Raw genomic sequence first — 23,590 nt, 5'->3', positions numbered from 1 at the left:
CGACACCTGTTTGGCCAATAGGCAATCCGGCATCGGGGCTATATAAAAATTCAAGAACAGTATCAAAAATGACGCTAACTCCTCATAAGGTCAATCCAATTTCAAAAAAATTTATTTCTCTTTTATATTCTCTTTAAAAAGTTCGAATTCGGACTTAACCTCCTTCATGGGCCATGAATTATTGGTGGTATCTATATCGGCAGTTTCGGCTTTTGGATCCACTTCAATCCCTACCAACTCCTTGGTAGAGGCAATGACACGTTTTACCTCCTTATCATTTTTTCTCCATATTTCCGGAGGATAGGTAATATTTTCCTTGGAACCATCCGCATAGGTATATTCAACGATCAAAGGCATTGGGATTCCTCCCGGCTTGTCAAAAGTAACCTCATAGAAATATTTTGGCTCTTCAACGGCATTGCGTTCTGCGGACGACATATTGTCCATCATAAATTCCTTTAGGGTTTTGGAATTTTCCGAGGGCGCTTTTCCTTTTAGGTTGGGATCAAAATCTTCACTTTCCTCTTCTGCCAAATATACCAAAGGTGGCAAATCCTCTTCCTTAATGTTCCTTGCCTCCATTAGCTCTCGCATTTGTTTGGAAGGCTTATTCGAAACATAATATTTTCTAACTCCCTTTACACCTATATCCACATAATCCGTAGTGTAGAACCAACTTCTCCAATACCAATCCAGATCTACGGCCGAGGCATCTTCCATAGTCCTAAAGAAATCCTCTGGAGACGGATGTTTAAACATCCATCGTTGTGCATAAGTCTTAAATGCATGATCGAACAATTCCTTACCCATTACAGTTTCCCTAAGGATATTTAGGGCAGTGGCCGGCTTGGCATAGGCATTGTTTCCCAATTGGTACACATTCTCAGGATTGGACATAATAGGTGCTATGGTACTTTGATCTCCGGACATATAGGGTATGATCTTCGTAGGCTCCCCTCTTCCGGATGGGTATTTGCTATTGGGAACAATGGCTTCGGGATAGGCTGCTCCAAATTCCTGTTCGGCCATATACTGCATAAAGGTATCCAAACCTTCATCCATCCAACCCCATTGGCGTTCATCGGAATTAACGATCATGGGGAAAAAGTTATGTCCCACTTCATGGATAATTACAGAAATCATCCCGTATTTTACCCGGTCCGAATAGGTGCCATCCTCGTTGGGCCTTCCGTAATTCCAACATATCATAGGATATTCCATTCCCTGATTTTTAGCGTGGACCGATATTGCTTTGGGATAGGGATAATCAAAAGTCTTATCGGAATAGGACCTCAAGGTATGCGCTACGGCCTTGGTGGAATACTCCTCCCATAAGGGATTTCCTTCCTTGGGATACATGGAAATCGCCATCACATCCCTATTGCCTATTTTCACGGCCTGCATGTCATAAATGAACTTACGGGAAGTGGCAAAACCAAAATCCCTAACATTTTCCGCCTTCAGCTTCCACGTTTTCTTCTTTTCCGAAAACCCTTTTTCGGCCTCTTCGGCTTCGGCCTGACTCACTATGATTACAGGCTTGTCATAGGTTTTTTTCGCCCTTTCATATCTATTTATCATTTCCTTGGAAAATACCTCCTTCATATTCTGAAGTTCTCCGGTACCATCCAAAATATGATCTGCGGGAACGGTGATATTAACCTCGTAATTACCAAAGGGAAGTGCAAATTCTCCGCTACCCCAGAACTGATGGTTTTGCCATCCTTCTATATCGCTATAGACGGCCATTCTAGGAAAAAATTGAGCTATAACATAAGCTCTATTTCCGTCCTTAGGGAAATACTCATATCCCGATCGGGCCCTGTTTACGGTATGATCTGGAATATTGTACCACCATTTTATAGAGAAGGAAACCTGTCCCTTACTTTTTAAAACTTCGGCAAGGTCTATCCGCATCATGGTCTGGTTAATGGTGTATGGCAAGGCTTTACCGTTGGCACCCCTAACATATTCAATATTGAATCCACCATCGAAAGTTTCAGTCAGATATTTAGTGGCAAAACTGGCCACTGGCTCGGCAACAGGTACTCCTTCACCATCACGCAGTGGAGATTTGGAGCTTTTGGAACGTACATTCTGATCCAACTGTACCCATAAAAATGTAAGGTCATCCGGTGAATTATTGGTATAGGTTATGGTTTCCGAACCATAGATTTTGGCATTTTTATCATCGAGCTCAATATCCATCTTATAATCGGCCTGTTGCTGATAATAATCAGGACCGGGAGCTCCAGAAGCCGACCTGTAGGTGTTTGGGGTAGCAAATTCTTCATAAAGTTGCTTAAATTTGCTTTGATTAAGATGGCCTGGTTCTCTTTCCTTTTTTACTTCATCCTGGGCAACCGCTAGAGCCGCAAACAGGAACAATGCCGAAGCAAAAACATGTTTCATTCTACTCATATTTGAAATTTATTTTTTAAGCGTGGGAATTTAACAATAATTGACTTAATTGTTATGAATTACTTTAAGTTTAACATACCTTTATTATTCTCACGGATCAGTACAAAACTCTTTTTCTGCCCCTTGAGTTTAAAATGGACTACATTTTTCTGTTCTTCAAACATATCCATTAATACTTCGTTCTGCACTGTAACCATGGCAACGGTGTCGATGTTAATTTTGGGAATCTCCAAGTAGATTATCAAAATATCATTTTCATATTTTTTACCCAAAAAATTATAGACCACATTCTTACTGTCGATCTCAATGGCAAACTTGGAGTTTAAATATTTCTCTATGTATTCATTGGCTAGGGAAGACTCATCCTTGTTGGCCAGATTACCCTTAATGCCAAAACGCTCCAATAGCAATTTATCCATATCATCGATAAAAACTCTGGTCGTAATCTGCAGTGCCTTGTCTTTATCGGAATATTCGATACTGGTTACACTTAAGTAAAATTTATGCGCTACCGTGAACGCCAACAGTGGCAACAACAGTATTAAAAAGGTCTTTTTTAGATATTGCATATTATTTTTTTCACATTTTATTGAACAATCATTGTGCCGTTTTTTTTTGACCCTTCGGTCATAATTTTAGTTTTAGATTATAAAGCGGTCAATTTATGTCAGGGACGTACCTATCGTCACTTCGAGTGGTTTTATGCAGCAGAGCGAAATAAAATTGTATCGAGAAGCTGTTCTCGATACAAAATGCCTACCGGCATTTCACTCGAACTGACGACTCAACACACAAAAAAGTTTAGAACTTTGAACATTCAACCTTGAACTTTAAACCGTTCTCTGCATTCGGTGGCTGAGCGTAGCCGAAGCCACTGCCAACTGTTCACTGAAAACTGTGCACTACCTTCAAAAGTTCTCGATACAAAATGCCTACTGGCATTTCACTCGAACTGACGACTCATCACACAAAAAAGTCTAGAACTTTGAACTTTGAACATTCAACTTTTAACTGATTACTGACTACCGACCACTCCATGCCAACTTCGATTTCGACTACGCCTGCTTACCGGCAGGCAGGCTCAATCTCCGTACTTTTCATCCAGTGGCTTCGACTACGCTCAGCCACCTGCCAACCGCCAACTGACCACTGAAAACTGAAAACTGTTCACTCCCCTTCAAAAGTTCTCGATACAAAATGCCCACCGGCATTTCACTCGAACTGACGCTAGTTCTTTTTACCGTCTATGCCACCTGTCAACTGCTTACTGAAAACTGCCAACTGATTACTGATTACTGCTCACTGAAAACTGTTCACTACTCAATCTTCATTGTTAATTGATCATTGATCATTGCTCCTCACTCCATGGCATTATTCTTCCTGTAGACAAAGCTTTTCTGTTTTATAAAATCCCAAATGGCAAATAGATCTTCGCTATCTACTGTAGCGTTAAAATTGGCATCGACCTCACAGTAATACAAAAAATCATCTATTTTTTCCATTGGAATTTTGAGTTGCAAAACAAACAGACTATCAGCAAATTCGGTTCGCAATTGTTGTGATTTATTGTATTTAACATCTCTTGCCACTCGTTTTTTCAACATTTTGGTTCGACCGGAAATGGCATTGATTATGGGATTGAACGGAATGCTGGTGAGCATACCAATGGATAACGGCCCCATGGAGGCTTCCCTCAGCAACCTTTCACTCTGCATCAAGGGCTTGACATGGGCATTGGGCAGCCCTAAACTAGTGGCGGAAACAATAGGTCCCACATCCATATTTCGCATGTCCCTTCCAAGTTCACCGGTCAGGTTATAGGGCATTACAATGACTTCGTCCAAAGCAATATTGGATTCCTCCAAAGGAACGGATAGGAACTTACTATCAAGGATACTGGCATTGACGACAATTTCCTTGCGTTTATATTGCACTGCAGAAAAAACAAGGGTATCATTAAGGCGCACCGCAATGGAGAAAAATCCGTTAATATCGGTTATCGCGGCTTTTTTTGTAGTGGTATTAAGCACGTGTGTCGCTGCCACATCCCCATCCTCACTATAGACCTTTCCTTCCAAGGTTTTGGAAAAATCCTGAGCCATTAAACCTTGGGTAAATACACCAAACAACATGAAAACCAAATATATTGGGATATTACGCACTACGTTCTATATTATTGAAGATTATTGTTCAACTTTGTTCTCTATTGAACTTATTTTGGACATTGAACACTGGATATTAGATATTAGATTTTAGATGCTAGATGCTAGATTTTAGATTTTAGACACTAGACATTCAACTTTAAACCTTGAACTTTCAACTTTCAACTTTGAACTGTTCTCTTCATTCGGTGGCTGAGCGTAGCCGAAGCCACTGCCCACTGTTCACTGTCAACTGTTCACTACCTTCAAAAGTTCTCGATACAAAATGCCTACTGGCATTTCACTCGAACTGACGACTCAACACACATAAAAGTTTAGAACTTTGAACATTCAACCTTGAACTTTAAACCGTTCTCTGCATTCGGTGGCTGAGCGTAGCCGAAGCCACTGCCAACTGTTCACTGAAAACTGTTCACTACCTTCAAAAGTTCTCGATACAAAATGCCTAATGGCATTTCACTCGAACTGACGACTCATCACACAAAAAAGTTTAGAACTTTGAACATTCAACCTTGAACTTTAAACCGTTCTCCGCATTCGGTGGCTGAGCGTAGCCGAAGCCACTGCCAACTGTTCACTGAAAACTGTTCACTACCTTCAAAAGTTCTCGATACAAAATGCCTACTGGCATTTCACTCGAACTGACGATTCAACACACAAAAAAGTTTAGAACTTTGAACTTTCAACTTTCAACTTTGAACTGTTCACTGCATCCGGTGGCTGAGCGTAGCCGAAGCCACTGCCAACTGTTCACTGAAAACTGTGCACTACCTTCAAAAGTTCTCGATACAAAATGCCTACTGGCATTTCACTCGAACTGACGACTCAACACACAAAAAAGTTTAGAACTTTGAACTTTAAACCTTGAACTTTCAACTTTCAACTTTCAACTTTAAACCGTTCTCTTCATTCGGTGGCTGAGCGTAGCCGAAGCCACTGCCCACTGTCAATTCCCTTCCAACTGCTCCAAATAGGTCTTGCTATGGGTTACCAAAAAATCGATCAACTGAAATTCATTGCGCTTTTGCAACAAAGACCTTTCTGGTAATTGGGTATCACAGTACAGTAAAAAATCGTCTATTTTATCCTGTGGCAGTTTAAGGTCCAACACAAAAAACTCATCATCATACACCTGCCTCAACACCTCACTTACCTTCAAAGGCTCCCGCTCAACATCCGTATCGTTCCCTTTGGCCGCCAGCATAAGGGCCTTAAATATATTCACAAAATTAAGTCCGTCCTTCATACCCTTATCGGCCTTGGACATGGCAATATTTTCCACCTCCGTTAAACGGTCCGTTTCATAATCATATTCCTTTGCCAGGAATTCCTTGTTTTGGGCCTGAAGAAATTTCTCCTGATTTTCTGGCGTCACTACCACTTCGTCCAGCTCGGTCACCTTTTCGTTCACCTCTACCACCAATCTGTTTTTGTCCAGGATTTCCTGGGTGATCTTAACCACCATAAGCTGATAGTTTATGGCCGTAAACACAAGTTCGTCACCATCTTTCACCAAAATCCCAAATTCCCCTTTATCATTGGTAATCGTAGCCCTTTCAGTGGTAACATTAATAACATTCTCATTAGGAACGTTCACATTTCTATAAAGTACTTGCCCTCTTAAATATTGTCTGTCATCATCCTGTGAATACGAAAATGTTGCACATAAAAGGAAAAGAAATAGGAGAATTCTATTTTGCATTTTTTTATTTAAAATTAGATAAATTAAGCATCAAATGTCCTATTTTTCTTAAAGAAATAAACAGAAAAAGCCATTTTATCCAATAAAGGCATAAAGAAAATGCAAGTTAAGATCATAAAAAAGGTATACACCTTTAAACTTTTGTTAATTTGTATTCCGCCTTTCCAATGGCAAGGGTTGGGGTACGGAAGCAGAGATCCCGCCTTCTTGTCGGGGATTGTTTAAACCATCGTATTTCAATGCGCAAAAAGCTTTTGAAATCCGGTCAGAAAATCATACTTCCGGTCCAAGGAACCGGATACCACTTTGGACCACGCCAAATGGCGTGGTTAGTTCGACCATCGTATTTCAATGCGCTTATGGCTTTTGAAATTCGGGTCTCACGAAAAATAAAACATATGAAAAAAATACTTTTGGCCAGTACCTCTACTCTCTTTGGACAGGCCTATTTGGAATATTTATTGGAAGAACTGCAATCCTTTTTTGGGGGTAAATCTACCATTACTTTTATCCCTTATGCCCGTCCCGGTGGCATTTCCCATGATGCCTACACCCAGTTGGTGCAAACGGCTTTTTCCAAAATAAACAAATCGGTGGTTGGCATCCACAGCTTTAAGGACCCCTTGGAGGGAATTGACAGTGCAGAGGCTATTTTTACAGGTGGGGGCAATACCTTTCTACTGGTACAGCAATTGCATCTGCTCGGCATTATGGGCCCTTTGAGGGAAAAAATAATGGCGGGCACCCCTTATACGGGAACCAGTGCTGGCAGCAATATAGCCGGTCCCAGTATGAAGACCACCAATGACATGCCCATAGTATATCCTCCCAGTTTTGACACCCTCGGGGTGGTAAATTTTAACCTTAATCCCCACTATTTAGATCCGGTCACCAACAGCAAACATAAGGGGGAAACCCGGGAGACTAGGATCCGAGAATTTCATATCTTTAATAGCACCCCGGTAATTGGCCTCCGGGAAGGCAACTACATAATGGTAGACGGAAACCGTAAGACCCTTAAAGGCAAGGGTACGGCAAGAATTTTTGAGGCGGGGAAAAAACCTTACGAAAGTGGAAATATTCCCTTTTAACGGTAAACAAATTCAGTTCACCTAGTACTAATGTATTTTACCCGATTAAACTGAGTTTATCGACCGATAATTTTACTTTTGTTAGCCCCGTGTTCCAAAGTACAAGTACCCTATTTGGAAGGGAATATGGATATAGGTGATCGGTGGCATGCCGTTGACCCAGAATCTTGAACCTTCTATTTTGAACTTTGGACCGAGTGATTTGAACCTAGGAGAAAAATTAAAAAATTGAAAATGAAAAACATATACTTCTTTTTATGCCTGCTATTGGGAATGGCGGTACAGGCTCAGATAAAGATTGGGGACAACCCACAAAACATAGACCCCAGTTCGGTATTGGAATTGGAAAGCAGTTCCAGGGTATTGGTGATTACCCGTGTAAACTCGGCCCAAATGAATGCCATTACACCCTCCTCAGGGGCTTTGGTATACAATACGGACATTCAATGTATCCATTATTATACGGGAACGGAATGGAAGGACATCTGTGATGCCGTAGCCGGCTCCATTACCTTTACTTCTGACGATGGAACGGTGGTAATTACCTCGACAGGAGGAAACAATTACGACCTTAAGGTAGGACAGATCACAGGGATGAATATTGTTAACGAAACTGTTTTTGGTGCCGATATTGCAACGGCCACCATTGGGGAGCGTGCCTTGGCCCCCAACTCCGTAGGTTCTTCTGAACTTCAGGACAATACCGTAGGTAAAGATGAAATACAGGAGGCTGCTGTGGGCACCTTGGAAATTATAGACGGCACCATTCAGCCCAGCGACATGCAGCCTGGTGCTTTTGATCAATTATTGACTACGGATTCCGTAGGAAATGTGGTATGGCTCAACAAAAACGATCTGGGCGCTACCCAGGCAGACCAGACTACGATTACCGGAGCTGGCACCACGGCCGATCCCATAAAGGTGGGCGACACCGTTTTGGGTGATATCTTGGCCAATAGCAATAGTATTACTGCCAACAATACTTTGATCAATAATCATATAACTGCCGATGGGGATTTGGATGACCAAAATGAATTCCAAGACCTTCAGGATGTCCTAAGTCGTGGCAATAGTGCCAATGGATCTGTTATTTCCAATTTAGCGGAACCCATTGCAGCACAAGATGCCGCCACAAGAAATTACGTAGACCAATTGGCAGGAGCGGCCAGCACTTTAGCAAATGGTAACATTTTTGTGGGAAGTACGGGCGATGTAGCCACAGGAGTGGCCATGAGTGGTGATGCTACCATTATTAATTCAGGAGCGGTTACCATTGCCAATCTTGCAATTACATCTCCAAAAATAGCACTCAATGCAGTAGGCACACCCCATCTTGCCGATAATTCCGTTATTGCAGCCAAAATATTAAACGGCAATGTAACCCCTATTAAAATTCAACCAGGAGCCGCCAATCAGATCATGACCACAAACACGCTTGGGGTGGTGTCATGGCAGCCGATTGCTGCGGTGGGTGGCAATCAGGATTTGGCAAGCGTTTTAGGTTTTGGAACAAGTGCAGCCAACAACCAAATAAACAATTTGGCGGACCCTACCTTACCCCAGGATGCGGCTACTAGGGCTTACGTTGATAGTCAGACCGATGGTTCCGAAACAGAAATAAATCCAGGAACAAACATTACTATTACTGGAAATGGAACCACTGCTACTCCCTATGTAATCAATGCAGCTGATGGTGTCGTTGCTGACGGTTCTGAAACGGAAATAAATCCTGGAACAAACATAACCATATCTGGAAATGGGACTACTGCAACTCCATATGTAATAAATGCTGCTGATGGTGCCGTTGCTGATGGTTCGGAAACAATCATAGACCCAAGTCCAAGTGTCGCCGTTACTGGAGTCGGAACCACATTATCTCCCTATGTTTTAACAGTAGATGGTACCGAAACAGAAATAAATCCTGGAACAAATATTACTATAACCGGAAATGGAACCACTGCTACTCCTTATGTTATCAATGCCGCTGATGGCGCAGTTGCTGATGGTTCAGAAACCATAATTGACCCAAGTCCAAGTGTAGCTGTTGCTGGAGCTGGAACCACATTATCACCTTATATTTTAACCGTTGATGGATCTGAAACGAATATAAGCACAAGTCCAAGTGTTGTTGTAACAGGTAATGGCACTACGGCAACGCCCTATTCCTTAGAGGTTGATGGTTCGGAAACCATAATTGATGCCGTTAATTCAACCATTGGGATAACTGGAACTGGAACAAGTGGCAATCCCTATGTATTAACGGGTGCTGCAGGCAATCCTGATGCAACGGACGTGAATTTCACATCCTATATTTCTATAACTTCTCCCAATGTTCAGGGAGCTATTCAACAGCTTAAAGACGAAGTAGATGGCATTGTGGTTTCTGGTGGAGGAAATCCAACAGATGAATTACAAGATTTACAATTAACTGGAAGTGTTTTAACAGTAACCAATCCAGCAACGGGTGGCAATCAGGTGGATCTTGATACACAATTCGCAACTGATGCCGAATTATTAGCTTCAATTTCTGACGGATCAGAGACCATCATAAATCCAAGTGCCACCGTAACTGTAGCAGGTACCGGAACCACAGCAGACCCATACATTTTAACTTCGATTACAGCAGATGGTTCGGAGACCGTAGTGAACGGAAGCACCACCGTGACCGTTACTGGGACAGGTACATCGGGCGACCCATATATTCTTACAAGTGCCGATACATCTGACGGATCGGAGACCATCATAAATCCAAGTGCCACCGTAACCGTAGCCGGTACCGGAACCACAGCGGACCCATACATTTTAACTTCGACTGCAGCAGACGGCTCGGAGACTGTAGTGAATGGAAGCACCACCGTGACCGTTACGGGGACAGGTACAACGGGAGACCCATATATTCTTACAAGTGCCGATACATCCGATGGGTCGGAGACCGTCATAAATCCAAGTGCCACCGTAACTGTAGCAGGTACCGGAACCACAGCAGACCCATACATTTTAACTTCGATTACAGCAGATGGTTCGGAGACCGTAGTGAACGGAAGCACCACCGTGACCGTTACTGGGACAGGTACATCGGGCGACCCATATATTCTTACAAGTGCCGATACATCTGACGGATCGGAGACCATCATAAATCCAAGTGCCACCGTAACCGTAGCCGGTACCGGAACCACAGCGGACCCATACATTTTAACTTCGACTGCAGCAGACGGCTCGGAGACTGTAGTGAATGGAAGCACCACCGTGACCGTTACGGGGACAGGTACAACGGGAGACCCATATATTCTTACAAGTGCCGATACATCCGATGGGTCGGAGACCGTCATAAATCCAAGTGCCACCGTAACCGTAGCCGGTACCGGAACCACAGCGGACCCGTACATTTTAACTTCGACTGCAGCAGACGGCTCTGAGACTGTAGTGAACGGAAGCACCACCGTGACCGTTACGGGGACAGGTACAACGGGAGATCCATATATTCTTACAAGTGCCGATACATCTGATGGATCGGAGACCGTCATAAACCCAAGTGCCACTGTTACTGTGGCTGGAACAGGGACAACAGGGGACCCGTACATTTTAACTTCGACTGCAGCAGATGGCTCTGAGACTGTAGTGAACGGAAGTACCACCGTGACCGTTACGGGGACAGGTACAACGGGCGACCCATATATTCTTACAAGTGCCGATACATCTGATGGATCGGAGACAATCATAAATCCAAGTGCCACCGTAACCGTGGCAGGAAGCGGGACAACAGGGGATCCATATATTCTGACCAGCCTTGGAGGGGCCGATGGGTCAGAGACCATTGTCAACGGAAGTACTACGGTGGCCGTCACAGGTTCTGGAACCGGGGCAGATCCCTATGTCCTGACTAGTGCCGACACTTCGGACGGGTCCGAGACGATCATAAATCCAAGTGCCACTGTAACCGTGGCAGGAAGCGGGACAACAGGTGATCCATATATTCTGACCAGCCTTGGAGGGGCCGATGGGTCAGAGACCATTGTCAACGGAAGTACTACGGTGGCCGTCACAGGTTCTGGAACCGGGGCAGATCCCTATGTCCTGACTAGTGCCGACACTTCGGACGGGTCCGAGACGATCATAAATCCAAGTGCCACTGTAACCGTGGCAGGAAGCGGGACAACAGGTGATCCATATATTCTGACCAGCCTTGGAGGGGCCGATGGGTCAGAGACCATTGTCAACGGAAGTACTACGGTGGCCGTCACAGGTTCTGGAACCGGGGCAGATCCCTATGTCCTGACTAGTGCCGACACTTCGGACGGGTCCGAGACGATCATAAATCCAAGTGCCACTGTAACCGTGGCAGGAAGCGGGACAACAGGTGACCCTTATATTCTGACCAGCCTTGGAGGGGCCGATGGGTCAGAGACCATTGTCAACGGAAGTACCACGGTGGCCGTCACAGGCTCGGGAACCGGGGCAGATCCCTATGTCCTGACTAGTGCCGACACTTCGGACGGGTCCGAGACGATCATAAATCCAAGTGCCACCGTAACAGTGGCAGGAAGCGGGACAACAGGTGACCCTTATATTCTGACCAGCCTTGGAGGGGCCGATGGGTCAGAGACCATCGTAAACGGAAGTACCACGGTGGCCGTCACAGGCTCGGGAACCGGGGCAGATCCCTATGTCCTGACTAGTGCCGACACTTCGGACGGGTCCGAGACGATCATAAATCCAAGTGCCACCGTAACAGTGGCAGGAAGCGGGACAACAGGTGACCCTTATATTCTGACCAGCCTTGGAGGGGCCGATGGGTCAGAGACCATCGTAAACGGAAGTACCACGGTGGCCGTCACAGGCTCGGGAACCGGGGCAGATCCCTATGTCCTGACTAGTGCCGACACTTCGGACGGGTCCGAGACGATCATAAATCCAAGTGCCACCGTAACAGTGGCAGGAAGCGGGACAACAGGTGATCCTTATATTCTGACCAGCCTTGGAGGGGCCGATGGGTCCGAGACCATTGTAAATGGAAGTACTACGGTATCCGTCACAGGTTCGGGAACCTCAGGTGACCCATATATTCTTACAAGTGCCGACACTTCGGACGGGTCTGAGACCATAGTAAATGGAAGTCCCACAGTAGACGTCTCAGGTTCAGGAACTGGTGCAGATCCATATGATATAGGTGTTGCCGCTGGTGCCATATCAAACTCACATATTTCAACAACAGCCAATATTGCTGGAACAAAAATAGATCCGGACTTCGGTAATCTAGATATAAGCACAACGGGAACTATCACTGCTACAGGTGACATAACAACTAATAATGATTTTATTTCTAATAGTATTGTATTAAATGTTCCTGACTACGTCTTTCAAAAATATTTTAATGGGTATTCTAGTTTAAATGACATTTATTCGTTTAAATCTTTAGAAGAAATAGAATCATTTATCAAGATAAATTACCACCTACCTGGAATTAAATCGGCTGCCGAAATAAAAAAACAAGGTTATTGGAGTTTAACTGAGGCTTCCCAAAAAAACCTCGAAAAAATCGAGGAATTGTTCCTGCATACCATAGAGCAGGAAAAGAAGATAGATCGGCTTAAAAATGAAAACGAATCCCTGTCCGCGGAACTGCAGTCGCTCCGCAAGGACATGGATGAAATAAAGGCATTATTACAAAAACAATAGAAAGAACTAGATTTAATAAATAGTTCCAAGAACATGAAAAGTATCATCTCCATACTCGCTCTTTTGCTACCCATAGGGATACTGGCCCAAACGGCCCTGTACAACTCTGGCAATATCAGGATCCACAATGAGGGGCAGATAGGGTTTCATACCGATCTGATCAACAATGCAGCCTTTGATCAAAATTTAGGTTTAGCAGGTTTTTATGGCAGTAGCATGATCAGTGTTTCGGGGGCCTTTATGCCCGTATTCTTCGATACCGAGATCGCCAATGACAACGGAGTGATGCTCAACACTGGCATGAGCGTCAGCTCCAATACCAATTTTGTGGCGGGCAACTTTATGACCCCAAGGGCACAGCAGGATATTTATTTTAATTTTCTGCAGGATGCCTTTTATGTTGGGGAAGCCGATCTTTCTAAAGTGGACGGCTATGTGACCATTAACAACGAACAGAATTTTGTTTTTCCTGTGGGCGATGCCCAACAATTACGATCCTTGACCCTCAATAGTGCCGGCACCAATACCTTTGCCAAATGTGCCTACTATTTAGAAAATGCCACCAACCCGGCCACCTTTCCCGAAAGTTTTGACCCTACCAAAAAACCAAGGACCATGGGCGATATTAGTCAGGTGGAATTTTGGCATTTGGAGGGCAGTGTATCTTCTTCAATCCAGATCAGCTGGAACGCACGCAGTAATATGGTCGCCCTAACCGAGGATGTGGCCAAGATCATCCCCGTAGGATGGAGTATTGGGGGCAGATCATGGGTAAACCTGGGTGCGGCCTCCGTGGTGGGCGACCTAACACAGGGATTTTTAATTTCGGATAATTTTGTACCGGACAATTACGCGGTCATCACTTTTGCCTCCGAGGCCACTGCCAAAGAATTGCTTACGCTGGACAATTATTTGGTAACACCAAATGGAGATGGTATAAACGATGCCCTTTATATAGAGGAATTGGAGCTATCCGATGACGATATCATCAGTATTTATAACCGCAGCGGTCAGAAAGTATACCAGGAAAGCAATTACACCAACGGCTTTACGGGCTACTCCAACCTAAATAATATGGTTATAAACCGGGCAGCCGGTCTTCCCAATGGGGTCTATTTTTACATTATAGAAATGAAAGACCTTAAACTTAATTATCAGGGATTCCTGTACTTGGAACACTAAATAGGTTCAAGGTTCAAGGTTCAAGGTTTAAAGTAGTGGGCAGTTTGCAGTAGTCAGTTTCTAATTTCTAGTTTCTAGTTTCTAGTTTCTAACATCTATAAATTTAATAATGCGAATCCAATAGCTTAATTCAAAAACTGCTTAAACGTTAAATCGATAATTTGGCAACTTAATGTCACTTAAAAATCAAGATTTCTTTTAAGCTTCCTATAAAAATAATCTCGATTAAAAACCTTGAAATTTCAAACTTGGAAGAAAAGGAAACACCAGTAACTACACTTGTTCTGTAAGTCTATTCTTTCATTTTTTCCCTCGATTAACTGCCGATTTTATAGCCCAAATTTTCAATTATGTGGGTACACAACAGGTTTTATCCCATTCACAACATTTATTGAGAATCTGATACTTAGTCATCTAAATTTGGGTTTATATAGGTCGTTATACCCAAATTTTGCCTTGCATGGACTTTAAAAAATTACTAGTTCTCCTATTTTTGATTGTAAGCTGTTACGCAACTGCCCAGGTTAAAATCGGAGAAAACCCCAATAGTATCAATGCCGCTTCCATAGTTGAATTGGAAAGTACTACAAAGGCATTTGTTCTTACCCGAGTATCAAATACTCAAATGCAAAGTATTAGGCCTCTTCGTGGGGCAATGGTGTTTAACATCGATTCACAATGCGTTTTCTTTTACAACGGAACCCAATGGAATAACCTTTGTACAGGTGGTTCAACAGCAACTGGGGGCGTTGGCATACGATCTACAATCGATAACGGCAATGGTACATTTACTTTCAATTATACAGACGGAACAAATTTTACAACATCAAATCTAACAGGTCCTCAAGGGCCTGCTGGTATTTCTGGTAGAGATGGTGTTGATGGAAACGACGGTGCAACCGGAGCTAAAGGCGACAAAGGTGATACCGGAGCTACTGGAGCCGATGGAAACGACGGTGCCACTGGTGCTGACGGAGCTAAAGGTGATACTGGAGCAACTGGTGTTCAAGGACTACAAGGTGAAACTGGTGCGACCGGAGCCAAGGGCGATCAGGGCGACAAAGGAGATACAGGTGCCACAGGTGCTACAGGAGCAGCTGGTACTAATGGTACCAACGGAATAGACGGAAATGACGGAGCTACCGGCGCCACTGGTGCTGACGGAGCTAAAGGTGATACGGGCGCTACAGGAGCCTCCGGAGCAGCTGGAACCAACGGAATAGATGGAAATGACGGAGCTACCGGCGCCACTGGTGCTGACGGAGCTAAAGGTGATACGGGCGCTACAGGAGCCTCCGGAGCAGCTGGAACCAACGGAACAGATGGAAACGACGGCGCTACAGGAGCCAAGGGAGACCAAGGTGATACGGGTGCACAAGGAATTCAAGGTGTAACTGGTGCGACTGGGGCAGCTGGAACCAACGGAATAGATGGAAATGACGGAGCTACCGGTGCAACCGGAGCAGATGGAGCTAAAGGTGACACTGGTAATACAGGTGCCACTGGTAATACAGGTGCCACTGGAGCAGCTGGTACTAATGGTACCAACGGAATAGATGGAAATGACGGTGCCACTGGTGCCACCGGAGCTGATGGAGCTAAAGGAGACAAAGGTGACACTGGTAATACAGGTGCAACTGGTGCAGCTGGTACTAATGGGACCAACGGAGTAGATGGAAATGACGGAGCCACTGGTCCCACAGGAGCCAAGGGAGACCAAGGTGATACGGGTGCACAAGGAATTCAAGGTGAAACTGGAGCCGATGGTGCAAAAGGAGACAAAGGAGATACTGGTAATACAGGAGCAACCGGTGCTACGGGAGCAGATGGAACCAACGGAACAGATGGCAATGACGGTGCCACTGGTGCTGACGGAGCTAAAGGTGATACTGGTGAACAAGGAATTCAGGGTATACAAGGTATTCAAGGTGAAACTGGTGCGACCGGAGCCAAAGGAGATACTGGTGCAGCTGGCACCAACGGAACAGATGGAAACGACGGAGCTACCGGCGCCACTGGTGCTGATGGAGCCAAAGGCGACCAAGGTGATACCGGAGCAACAGGTGCCACTGGAGCAGCTGGAACCAACGGAATAGATGGAAATGACGGTGCCACCGGCGCTACAGGAGCCAAGGGAGACCAAGGTGATACGGGTGCACAGGGAATTCAAGGTGTAACTGGTGCGACCGGAGCTAAAGGTGACAAAGGAGATACAGGTAATACAGGAGCCACTGGTGCAGCTGGTACTAATGGAACCAACGGAATAGATGGAAACGACGGTGCAACCGGCGCCACTGGTGCTGACGGAGCTAAAGGAGACACTGGTAATACAGGAGCAACTGGTGCCACAGGAGCCAAGGGAGACCAAGGTGATACAGGTGCACAAGGAATTCAAGGTGTAACTGGAGCCGATGGAGCCAAAGGCGACAAAGGAGATACCGGTGCAGCTGGTACTAATGGTACCAACGGAATAGATGGAAATGACGGAGCTACCGGTGCCACTGGTGCAGCTGGAGCCAACGGAACAGATGGAAATGACGGTGCAACTGGAGCAACCGGAGCTGATGGAGCTAAAGGAGACACTGGTAATACAGGAGCAACTGGTGCCACAGGAGCCAAGGGAGACCAAGGTGATACAGGTGCAGCGGGTACAAATGGAGTTGATGGAAATGATGGAGCAACTGGTGCAACCGGAGCTAAAGGTGACAAAGGAGATACAGGTAATACAGGAGCCACCGGGGCAGCTGGAACCAACGGAATAGATGGAAACGACGGTGCCACTGGTGCAACCGGAGCTGATGGAGCTAAAGGTGAAACTGGTGCGACCGGAGCCAAAGGCGACCAGGGCGTCAAAGGAGATACAGGTAATACAGGAGCCAAGGGAGACCAGGGTGATACAGGTGTACAAGGAATTCAAGGAGCAACTGGAGCCAAAGGAGACCAAGGAGATACTGGTGCAGCTGGAACCAACGGAGCTGATGGAAACGACGGTGCAACCGGAGCTAAAGGTGATACCGGAGCAACTGGGGCGACTGGTGCCCAAGGACCAATAGGGATAAGCATAACAGGAGCTAAAGGAGACAAAGGTGACACTGGTAATACAGGTGCCACTGGAGCAACTGGTGCTACAGGGACAGCTGGAACCAACGGAACAGATGGAAACGACGGAGCTACCGGCGCCACTGGTGCTGACGGAGCTAAAGGCGACCAAGGTGATACCGGAGCAACAGGTGCCACTGGAGCAGCTGGAACCAACGGAGCTACCGGCGCCACTGGTGCTGATGGAGCCAAGGGAGACCAAGGTGATACAGGTGCACAAGGAATTCAAGGAGACAAAGGTGACCAAGGAGACAAAGGCGACAAAGGAGATACTGGTGCAGCTGGTGCTAATGGTACCAACGGAACAGATGGAAATGACGGTGCAACCGGAGCTAAAGGAGATACTGGAGCCAAAGGCGATCAGGGCGACAAAGGAGATACGGGTAATACAGGAGCTACTGGTGCTACTGGTGACCAAGGAATTCAAGGTGAAACTGGTGCGACCGGAGCCAAAGGCGACCAGGGCGACAAAGGAGATATAGGTAACACAGGAACCACTGGTGCAGCTGGTACTAATGGAACCAACGGAATAGATGGAAATGATGGTGCCACCGGCGCTACAGGAGCCAAGGGAGACCAAGGTGATACGGGTGCACAAGGCATTCAAGGTGCAACTGGAGCAACTGGAGCCAAAGGAGACCAAGGCGACAAAGGAGATATAGGTAACACAGGAGCCACTGGTGCAGCTGGTACTAATGGAACCAACGGAATAAATGGAAACGACGGTGCCACCGGCGCTACAGGAGCTAAGGGAGACCAAGGTGATACCGGTGCACAAGGAATTCAAGGTGCGACTGGAGCCGATGGTGTAAAAGGTGATATCGGAGCTACTGGTGCCACTGGAGTAGCTGGTACTAATGGAGTTGATGGAAATGATGGGGCTACTGGTGCAACCGGAGCCAAGGGAGACCAAGGTGATACTGGAGCACAAGGAATTCAAGGTGTAACTGGAGCTAAAGGCGACAAAGGGGATACAGGAGCTACTGGAGCAACGGGAGCAGCTGGAACCAACGGAATAGATGGAAACGACGGTGCAACCGGAGCTAAAGGAGATCAGGGCGACAAAGGAGATACGGGTAATACCGGAGCAACTGGAGCCAAGGGAGACCAAGGAATACAAGGTGTAACTGGTGCAACCGGTGCAACCGGTGCTGATGGAGCCAAAGGCGACAAAGGAGATACTGGTGCAGCTGGTACTAATGGAACCAACGGAACAGATGGAAACGACGGAGCTACCGGCGCCACTGGTGCTGACGGAGCTAAAGGTGATACTGGTGCAACCGGAGCAGCCGGTACTAATGGTACCAACGGAACAGATGGAAACGACGGTGCTACGGGAGCCAAAGGTGATACTGGTGCAACCGGAGCCAAGGGCGACCAAGGTGATACAGGTGCTACAGGATCTGCTGGTCCAGCGGGATCAGATGGTATTGATGGAGCCATTGGCCCTAAAGGTGATGACGGGGCAACAGGCGCCGCAGGAACTAATGGTACTGACGGAGCTACTGGTCCAACAGGGGCTACTGGTGCAACAGGAGCCAAAGGCGACCAAGGTGATACTGGTGCACAAGGCATTCAAGGTATACAAGGTGCAACTGGTGCAACTGGAGCCAAAGGCGACCAAGGCGACAAAGGAGATACGGGTAACACAGGAGCCACTGGTGCAGCTGGTACTAATGGAACCAACGGAATAGATGGTAATGATGGAGCCACCGGCGCTACAGGAGCCAAGGGAGACCAAGGTGATACGGGTGCACAAGGAATTCAAGGTGCAACTGGAGCCGATGGTGCAAAAGGAGACAAAGGAGATACAGGTGCAGCTGGTACTAATGGAACAGATGGAACAGATGGAAATGACGGTGCCATTGGAGCAACTGGAGCTAAAGGCGACAAAGGTGATACAGGAGCTACTGGAGCAACGGGAGCAGCTGGTACTAATGGAACAGATGGAATAGATGGGAACGACGGTGCAACCGGTGCTACAGGTGACCAAGGAATTCAGGGTATACAAGGTATTCAAGGTGAAACTGGTGCGACCGGAGCCGATGGTGCAAAAGGAGACCAAGGCGACAAAGGAGATACGGGTAATACAGGAGCAACAGGTGCTACAGGAGCCAAGGGAGACCAAGGTGATACAGGTGCACAAGGAATTCAAGGTGTAACCGGTGCCGATGGTGCAAAAGGAGACAAAGGAGATACTGGTGCAGCTGGAACCAACGGAACAGATGGAATTGACGGGGCAACTGGTGCAACTGGAGCCGATGGAGCTAAAGGTGACAAAGGAGATACAGGTAATACAGGTGCTACAGGTGATCAAGGAATTCAAGGTGTAACTGGAGCAACTGGTGCGACCGGAGCCAAAGGAGATACTGGTGCAGCTGGTACTAATGGTACCAACGGAACAGATGGAAATGATGGTGCCACCGGCGCTACAGGAGCCAAGGGAGACCAAGGTGATACGGGTGCACAAGGAATTCAAGGTGTAACTGGAGCGACTGGTGCAGATGGAGCTAAAGGAGATAAAGGAGATACTGGTGCAGCCGGAACCAACGGAGCTGATGGTAATGATGGGGCAACTGGTGCAACAGGTGCAGCTGGAACTAATGGAACAGATGGAATAGATGGGAACGACGGTGCAACCGGTGCTACAGGTGACCAAGGAATTCAGGGTATACAAGGTATTCAAGGTGAAACTGGTGCGACCGGAGCCGATGGTGCAAAAGGAGACCAAGGCGACAAAGGAGATACGGGTAATACAGGAGCAACAGGTGCTACAGGAGCAGCTGGCACCAACGGAACAGATGGAAATGACGGTGCAACCGGAGCTAAAGGAGATACTGGAGCCAAAGGCGATCAGGGGGATACCGGAGCAACTGGTGCGACTGGTGCCCAAGGACCAATAGGGATAAGCATAACTGGAGCTAAAGGAGACAAAGGTGACACTGGTAATACAGGAGCAACTGGTGCCACAGGAGCCAAGGGAGACCAAGGTGATACAGGTGCAGCGGGTACAAATGGAGTTGATGGAAATGATGGAGCTACCGGTGCCACTGGTGCTGACGGAGCTAAAGGTGATACGGGCGCTACAGGAGCCACTGGAGCAGCTGGTATCAACGGAATTGATGGAAACGACGGTGCCACTGGTGCAACCGGAGCTGATGGAGCTAAAGGTGACACTGGTGCGACCGGAGCCAAAGGCGACCAGGGCGTCAAAGGAGATACAGGTAATACAGGAGCAACTGGTGCCAAGGGAGACCAAGGAGATACCGGTGCAGCTGGTACTAATGGTACCAACGGAATAGATGGAAATGACGGAGCTACCGGCGCCACTGGAGCTAAAGGTGACAAAGGTGATACAGGAGCAACTGGTGCGACTGGTGCCCAAGGACCAATAGGGATAAGCATAACAGGAGCTAAAGGAGACAAAGGTGACACTGGAAATACAGGTGCCACAGGAGCAACAGGTGCTACAGGAGCAGCTGGAACTAACGGAACAGATGGAAACGACGGAGCTACCGGCGCCACTGGTGCTGATGGAGCCAAGGGAGACCAAGGTGATACGGGTGCACAAGGAATTCAAGGTGTAACTGGAGCCACTGGTGCAAAAGGAGACAAAGGAGATACTGGTGCAGCTGGTACTAATGGTACCAACGGAACAGATGGAAACGAAGGAGCCACTGGTGCAACCGGAGCTGATGGAGCTAAAGGTGATACTGGTAATACAGGAGCCAAGGGAGACCAAGGTGATACGGGTGCACAAGGAATTCAAGGTGTAAAAGGTGATACCGGAGCTACTGGTGCAACAGGTGCCACCGGAGTAGCTGGTACTAATGGAACAGATGGAAACGACGGTGCCATTGGAGCAACTGGAGCCAAGGGAGACCAAGGTGATACAGGAGCACAAGGAATTCAAGGTGTAACTGGAGCGACTGGTGCAGATGGAGCTAAAGGAGATAAAGGCGACAAAGGAGATACTGGTGCAGCCGGAACCAACGGAGCTGATGGTAATGATGGGGCAACTGGTGCAACCGGAGCCAAAGGCGATCAGGGAGATACCGGAACAACAGGTGCTACAGGAGCAGCTGGTACCAACGGAATAAATGGAAATGACGGCGCTACAGGAGCCAAGGGAGACCAAGGTGATACGGGTGCACAAGGAATTCAAGGTGTAACTGGAGCGACTGGTGCAGATGGAGCTAAAGGCGACCAGGGCGACAAAGGTGATACTGGAGCAGCTGGTACCAACGGAGCAGATGGAGCTAAAGGAGACAAAGGTGACACTGGTAATACAGGTGCCAAGGGAGACCAAGGCGACCAGGGCGACAAAGGAGATATAGGTAACACAGGAGCCACTGGTGCAGCTGGTACTAATGGAACCAACGGAATAGATGGAAATGATGGTGCCACCGGCGCTACAGGAGCCAAGGGAGACCAAGGTGATACGGGTGCACAAGGAATTCAAGGTGTAACTGGAGCGACTGGTGCAGATGGAGCTAAAGGAGATACTGGTGCAGCCGGAACCAACGGAGCTGATGGTAATGATGGGGCAACTGGTGCAACCGGAGCAGATGGAGCTAAAGGAGACAAAGGTGACACTGGTAATACAGGAGCCACTGGAGCAGCTGGTACTAATGGTACCAACGGAATAGATGGAAATGACGGTGCCACCGGCGCTACAGGAGCCACGGGAGACCAAGGTGATACTGGTGCACAAGGCATTCAAGGTATACAAGGTGCAACTGGAGCAACTGGAGCAACTGGAGCCAAAGGCGACCAGGGCGACAAAGGAGATATAGGTAACACAGGAACCACTGGTGCAGCTGGTACTAATGGAACCAACGGAATAAATGGAAACGACGGTGCCACCGGCGCTACAGGAGCCAAGGGAGACCAAGGTGATACAGGTGCACAAGGAATTCAAGGTGTAACTGGAGCCGATGGTGCAAAAGGAGACAAAGGAGATACAGGTAATACAGGAGCAACCGGTGCTACAGGAGCAGCTGGTACCAACGGAACAGATGGAAACGACGGAGCTACCGGCGCCACTGGTGCCACTGGAGCAGCTGGTACTAATGGTACCAACGGAACAGATGGAAACGACGGTGCAACCGGAGCAGATGGAGCTAAAGGCGACAAAGGTGATACAGGTAATACCGGAGCTACTGGTGCTACTGGTGACCAAGGAGACAAAGGAGATACTGGTGCAGCTGGCACCAACGGAACAGATGGAAACGACGGAGCTACCGGCGCCACTGGTGCTGATGGAGCCAAAGGCGACCAAGGTGATACCGGAGCAACAGGTGCCACTGGAGCAGCTGGAACCAACGGAATAGATGGAAATGACGGTGCCACCGGCGCTACAGGAGCCAAGGGAGACCAAGGTGATACGGGTGCACAGGGAATTCAAGGTGTAACTGGAGCGACTGGTGCAGATGGAGCTAAAGGAGATAAAGGAGATACAGGTGCTACAGGAGCAGCTGGAACCAACGGAACAGATGGAAATGACGGTGCAACCGGAGCTAAAGGAGATACTGGAGCCAAAGGCGATCAGGGCGACAAAGGAGATACGGGTAATACAGGAGCCACCGGGGCAGCTGGAACAGATGGAAACGACGGTGCCACTGGTGCAACCGGAGCTGATGGAAACGACGGTGCAACCGGCGCTACAGGAGCCAAGGGAGACCAAGGTGATACGGGTGCACAAGGAATTCAAGGTGTAACTGGTACGACCGGAGCCAAAGGAGATAAGGGAGACAAAGGAGATACTGGTGCTACAGGTGATCAAGGAATACAAGGTGCTACAGGAGCAACTGGTGCAACCGGTGATCAAGGTATACAAGGTGTAACTGGTGCGACCGGAGCCAAAGGCGACCAGGGCGACAAAGGTGATACTGGAGCAGCTGGAACCAACGGAGCAGATGGAGCTAAAGGAGACAAAGGTGACACTGGTAATACAGGTGCCAAGGGAGACCAAGGCGACCAGGGCGACAAAGGAGATATAGGTAACACAGGAGCCACTGGTGCAGCTGGTACTAATGGAACCAACGGAATAGATGGAAATGATGGTGCCACCGGCGCTACAGGAGCCAAGGGAGACCAAGGTGATACGGGTGCACAAGGAATTCAAGGTGTAACTGGAGCGACTGGTGCAGATGGAGCTAAAGGAGATACTGGTGCAGCCGGAACCAACGGAGCTGATGGTAATGATGGGGCAACTGGTGCGACCGGAGCCCAAGGCGACAAGGGCGACAAAGGAG

8 protein-coding genes are annotated in these 23,590 nt (G+C 47.4%); 4 read left to right on the top strand and 4 right to left on the bottom strand.

Going from position 1 to position 23,590, the window contains the following annotated elements:
* Positions 1-111: 111 nt before the first annotated feature.
* The 4 genes from CWD91_RS19590 to CWD91_RS19575 form a co-directional block, all read right to left on the bottom strand.
* Positions 112-2,421, bottom strand: coding sequence for a M1 family metallopeptidase (locus CWD91_RS19590; RefSeq protein ID WP_103442679.1), 2,310 nt, complete (start codon positions 2,419-2,421; stop codon positions 112-114).
* A 59-nt stretch (positions 2,422-2,480) separates the two neighbouring features.
* On the bottom strand, positions 2,481-2,990 hold the full coding sequence (locus CWD91_RS19585; protein ID WP_103442678.1) for a DUF6702 family protein: 510 nt from the start codon (positions 2,988-2,990) through the stop codon (positions 2,481-2,483).
* Positions 2,991-3,779: 789 nt separating this feature from the next.
* Positions 3,780-4,553, bottom strand: a complete 774-nt coding sequence (locus CWD91_RS19580; protein ID WP_103442677.1) for a carboxypeptidase-like regulatory domain-containing protein — start codon at positions 4,551-4,553, stop codon at positions 3,780-3,782.
* Between the two features lie 976 nt (positions 4,554-5,529).
* Positions 5,530-6,285: a carboxypeptidase-like regulatory domain-containing protein gene (locus tag CWD91_RS19575; RefSeq protein WP_103442676.1), complete on the bottom strand. Its 756-nt coding sequence runs from the start codon at positions 6,283-6,285 to the stop codon at positions 5,530-5,532.
* 398 nt (positions 6,286-6,683) lie between these two features.
* On the opposite strand from CWD91_RS19575, the gene pepE reads away from it, so the two are divergent.
* From pepE to CWD91_RS23155, 4 genes are all read left to right on the top strand, one after another.
* A complete protein-coding gene (gene pepE / locus CWD91_RS19570) occupies positions 6,684-7,376 on the top strand; it encodes a dipeptidase PepE (protein ID WP_103442769.1) in 693 nt (230 codons plus the stop codon).
* 234 nt (positions 7,377-7,610) lie between these two features.
* The gene (locus tag CWD91_RS19565; RefSeq protein ID WP_103442675.1) at positions 7,611-13,052 is read left to right on the top strand and encodes a hypothetical protein; all 5,442 of its coding nucleotides are present in this window, start codon (positions 7,611-7,613) and stop codon (positions 13,050-13,052) included.
* 33 nt (positions 13,053-13,085) lie between these two features.
* On the top strand, positions 13,086-14,234 hold the full coding sequence (locus tag CWD91_RS19560) for a gliding motility-associated C-terminal domain-containing protein (RefSeq protein ID WP_103442674.1): 1,149 nt from the start codon (positions 13,086-13,088) through the stop codon (positions 14,232-14,234).
* Between the two features lie 460 nt (positions 14,235-14,694).
* A partial coding sequence (locus tag CWD91_RS23155) for a hypothetical protein (protein WP_103442673.1) occupies positions 14,695-23,590 on the top strand: 8,896 nt, incomplete at its 3' end.

Origin of the sequence: Arenibacter hampyeongensis (genome assembly GCF_002909255.1) — a bacterium.
Taxonomy (GTDB): Bacteria; Bacteroidota; Bacteroidia; order Flavobacteriales; family Flavobacteriaceae; genus Arenibacter; species Arenibacter hampyeongensis.
This window is presented reverse-complemented; position numbering and strand designations above follow the sequence as displayed.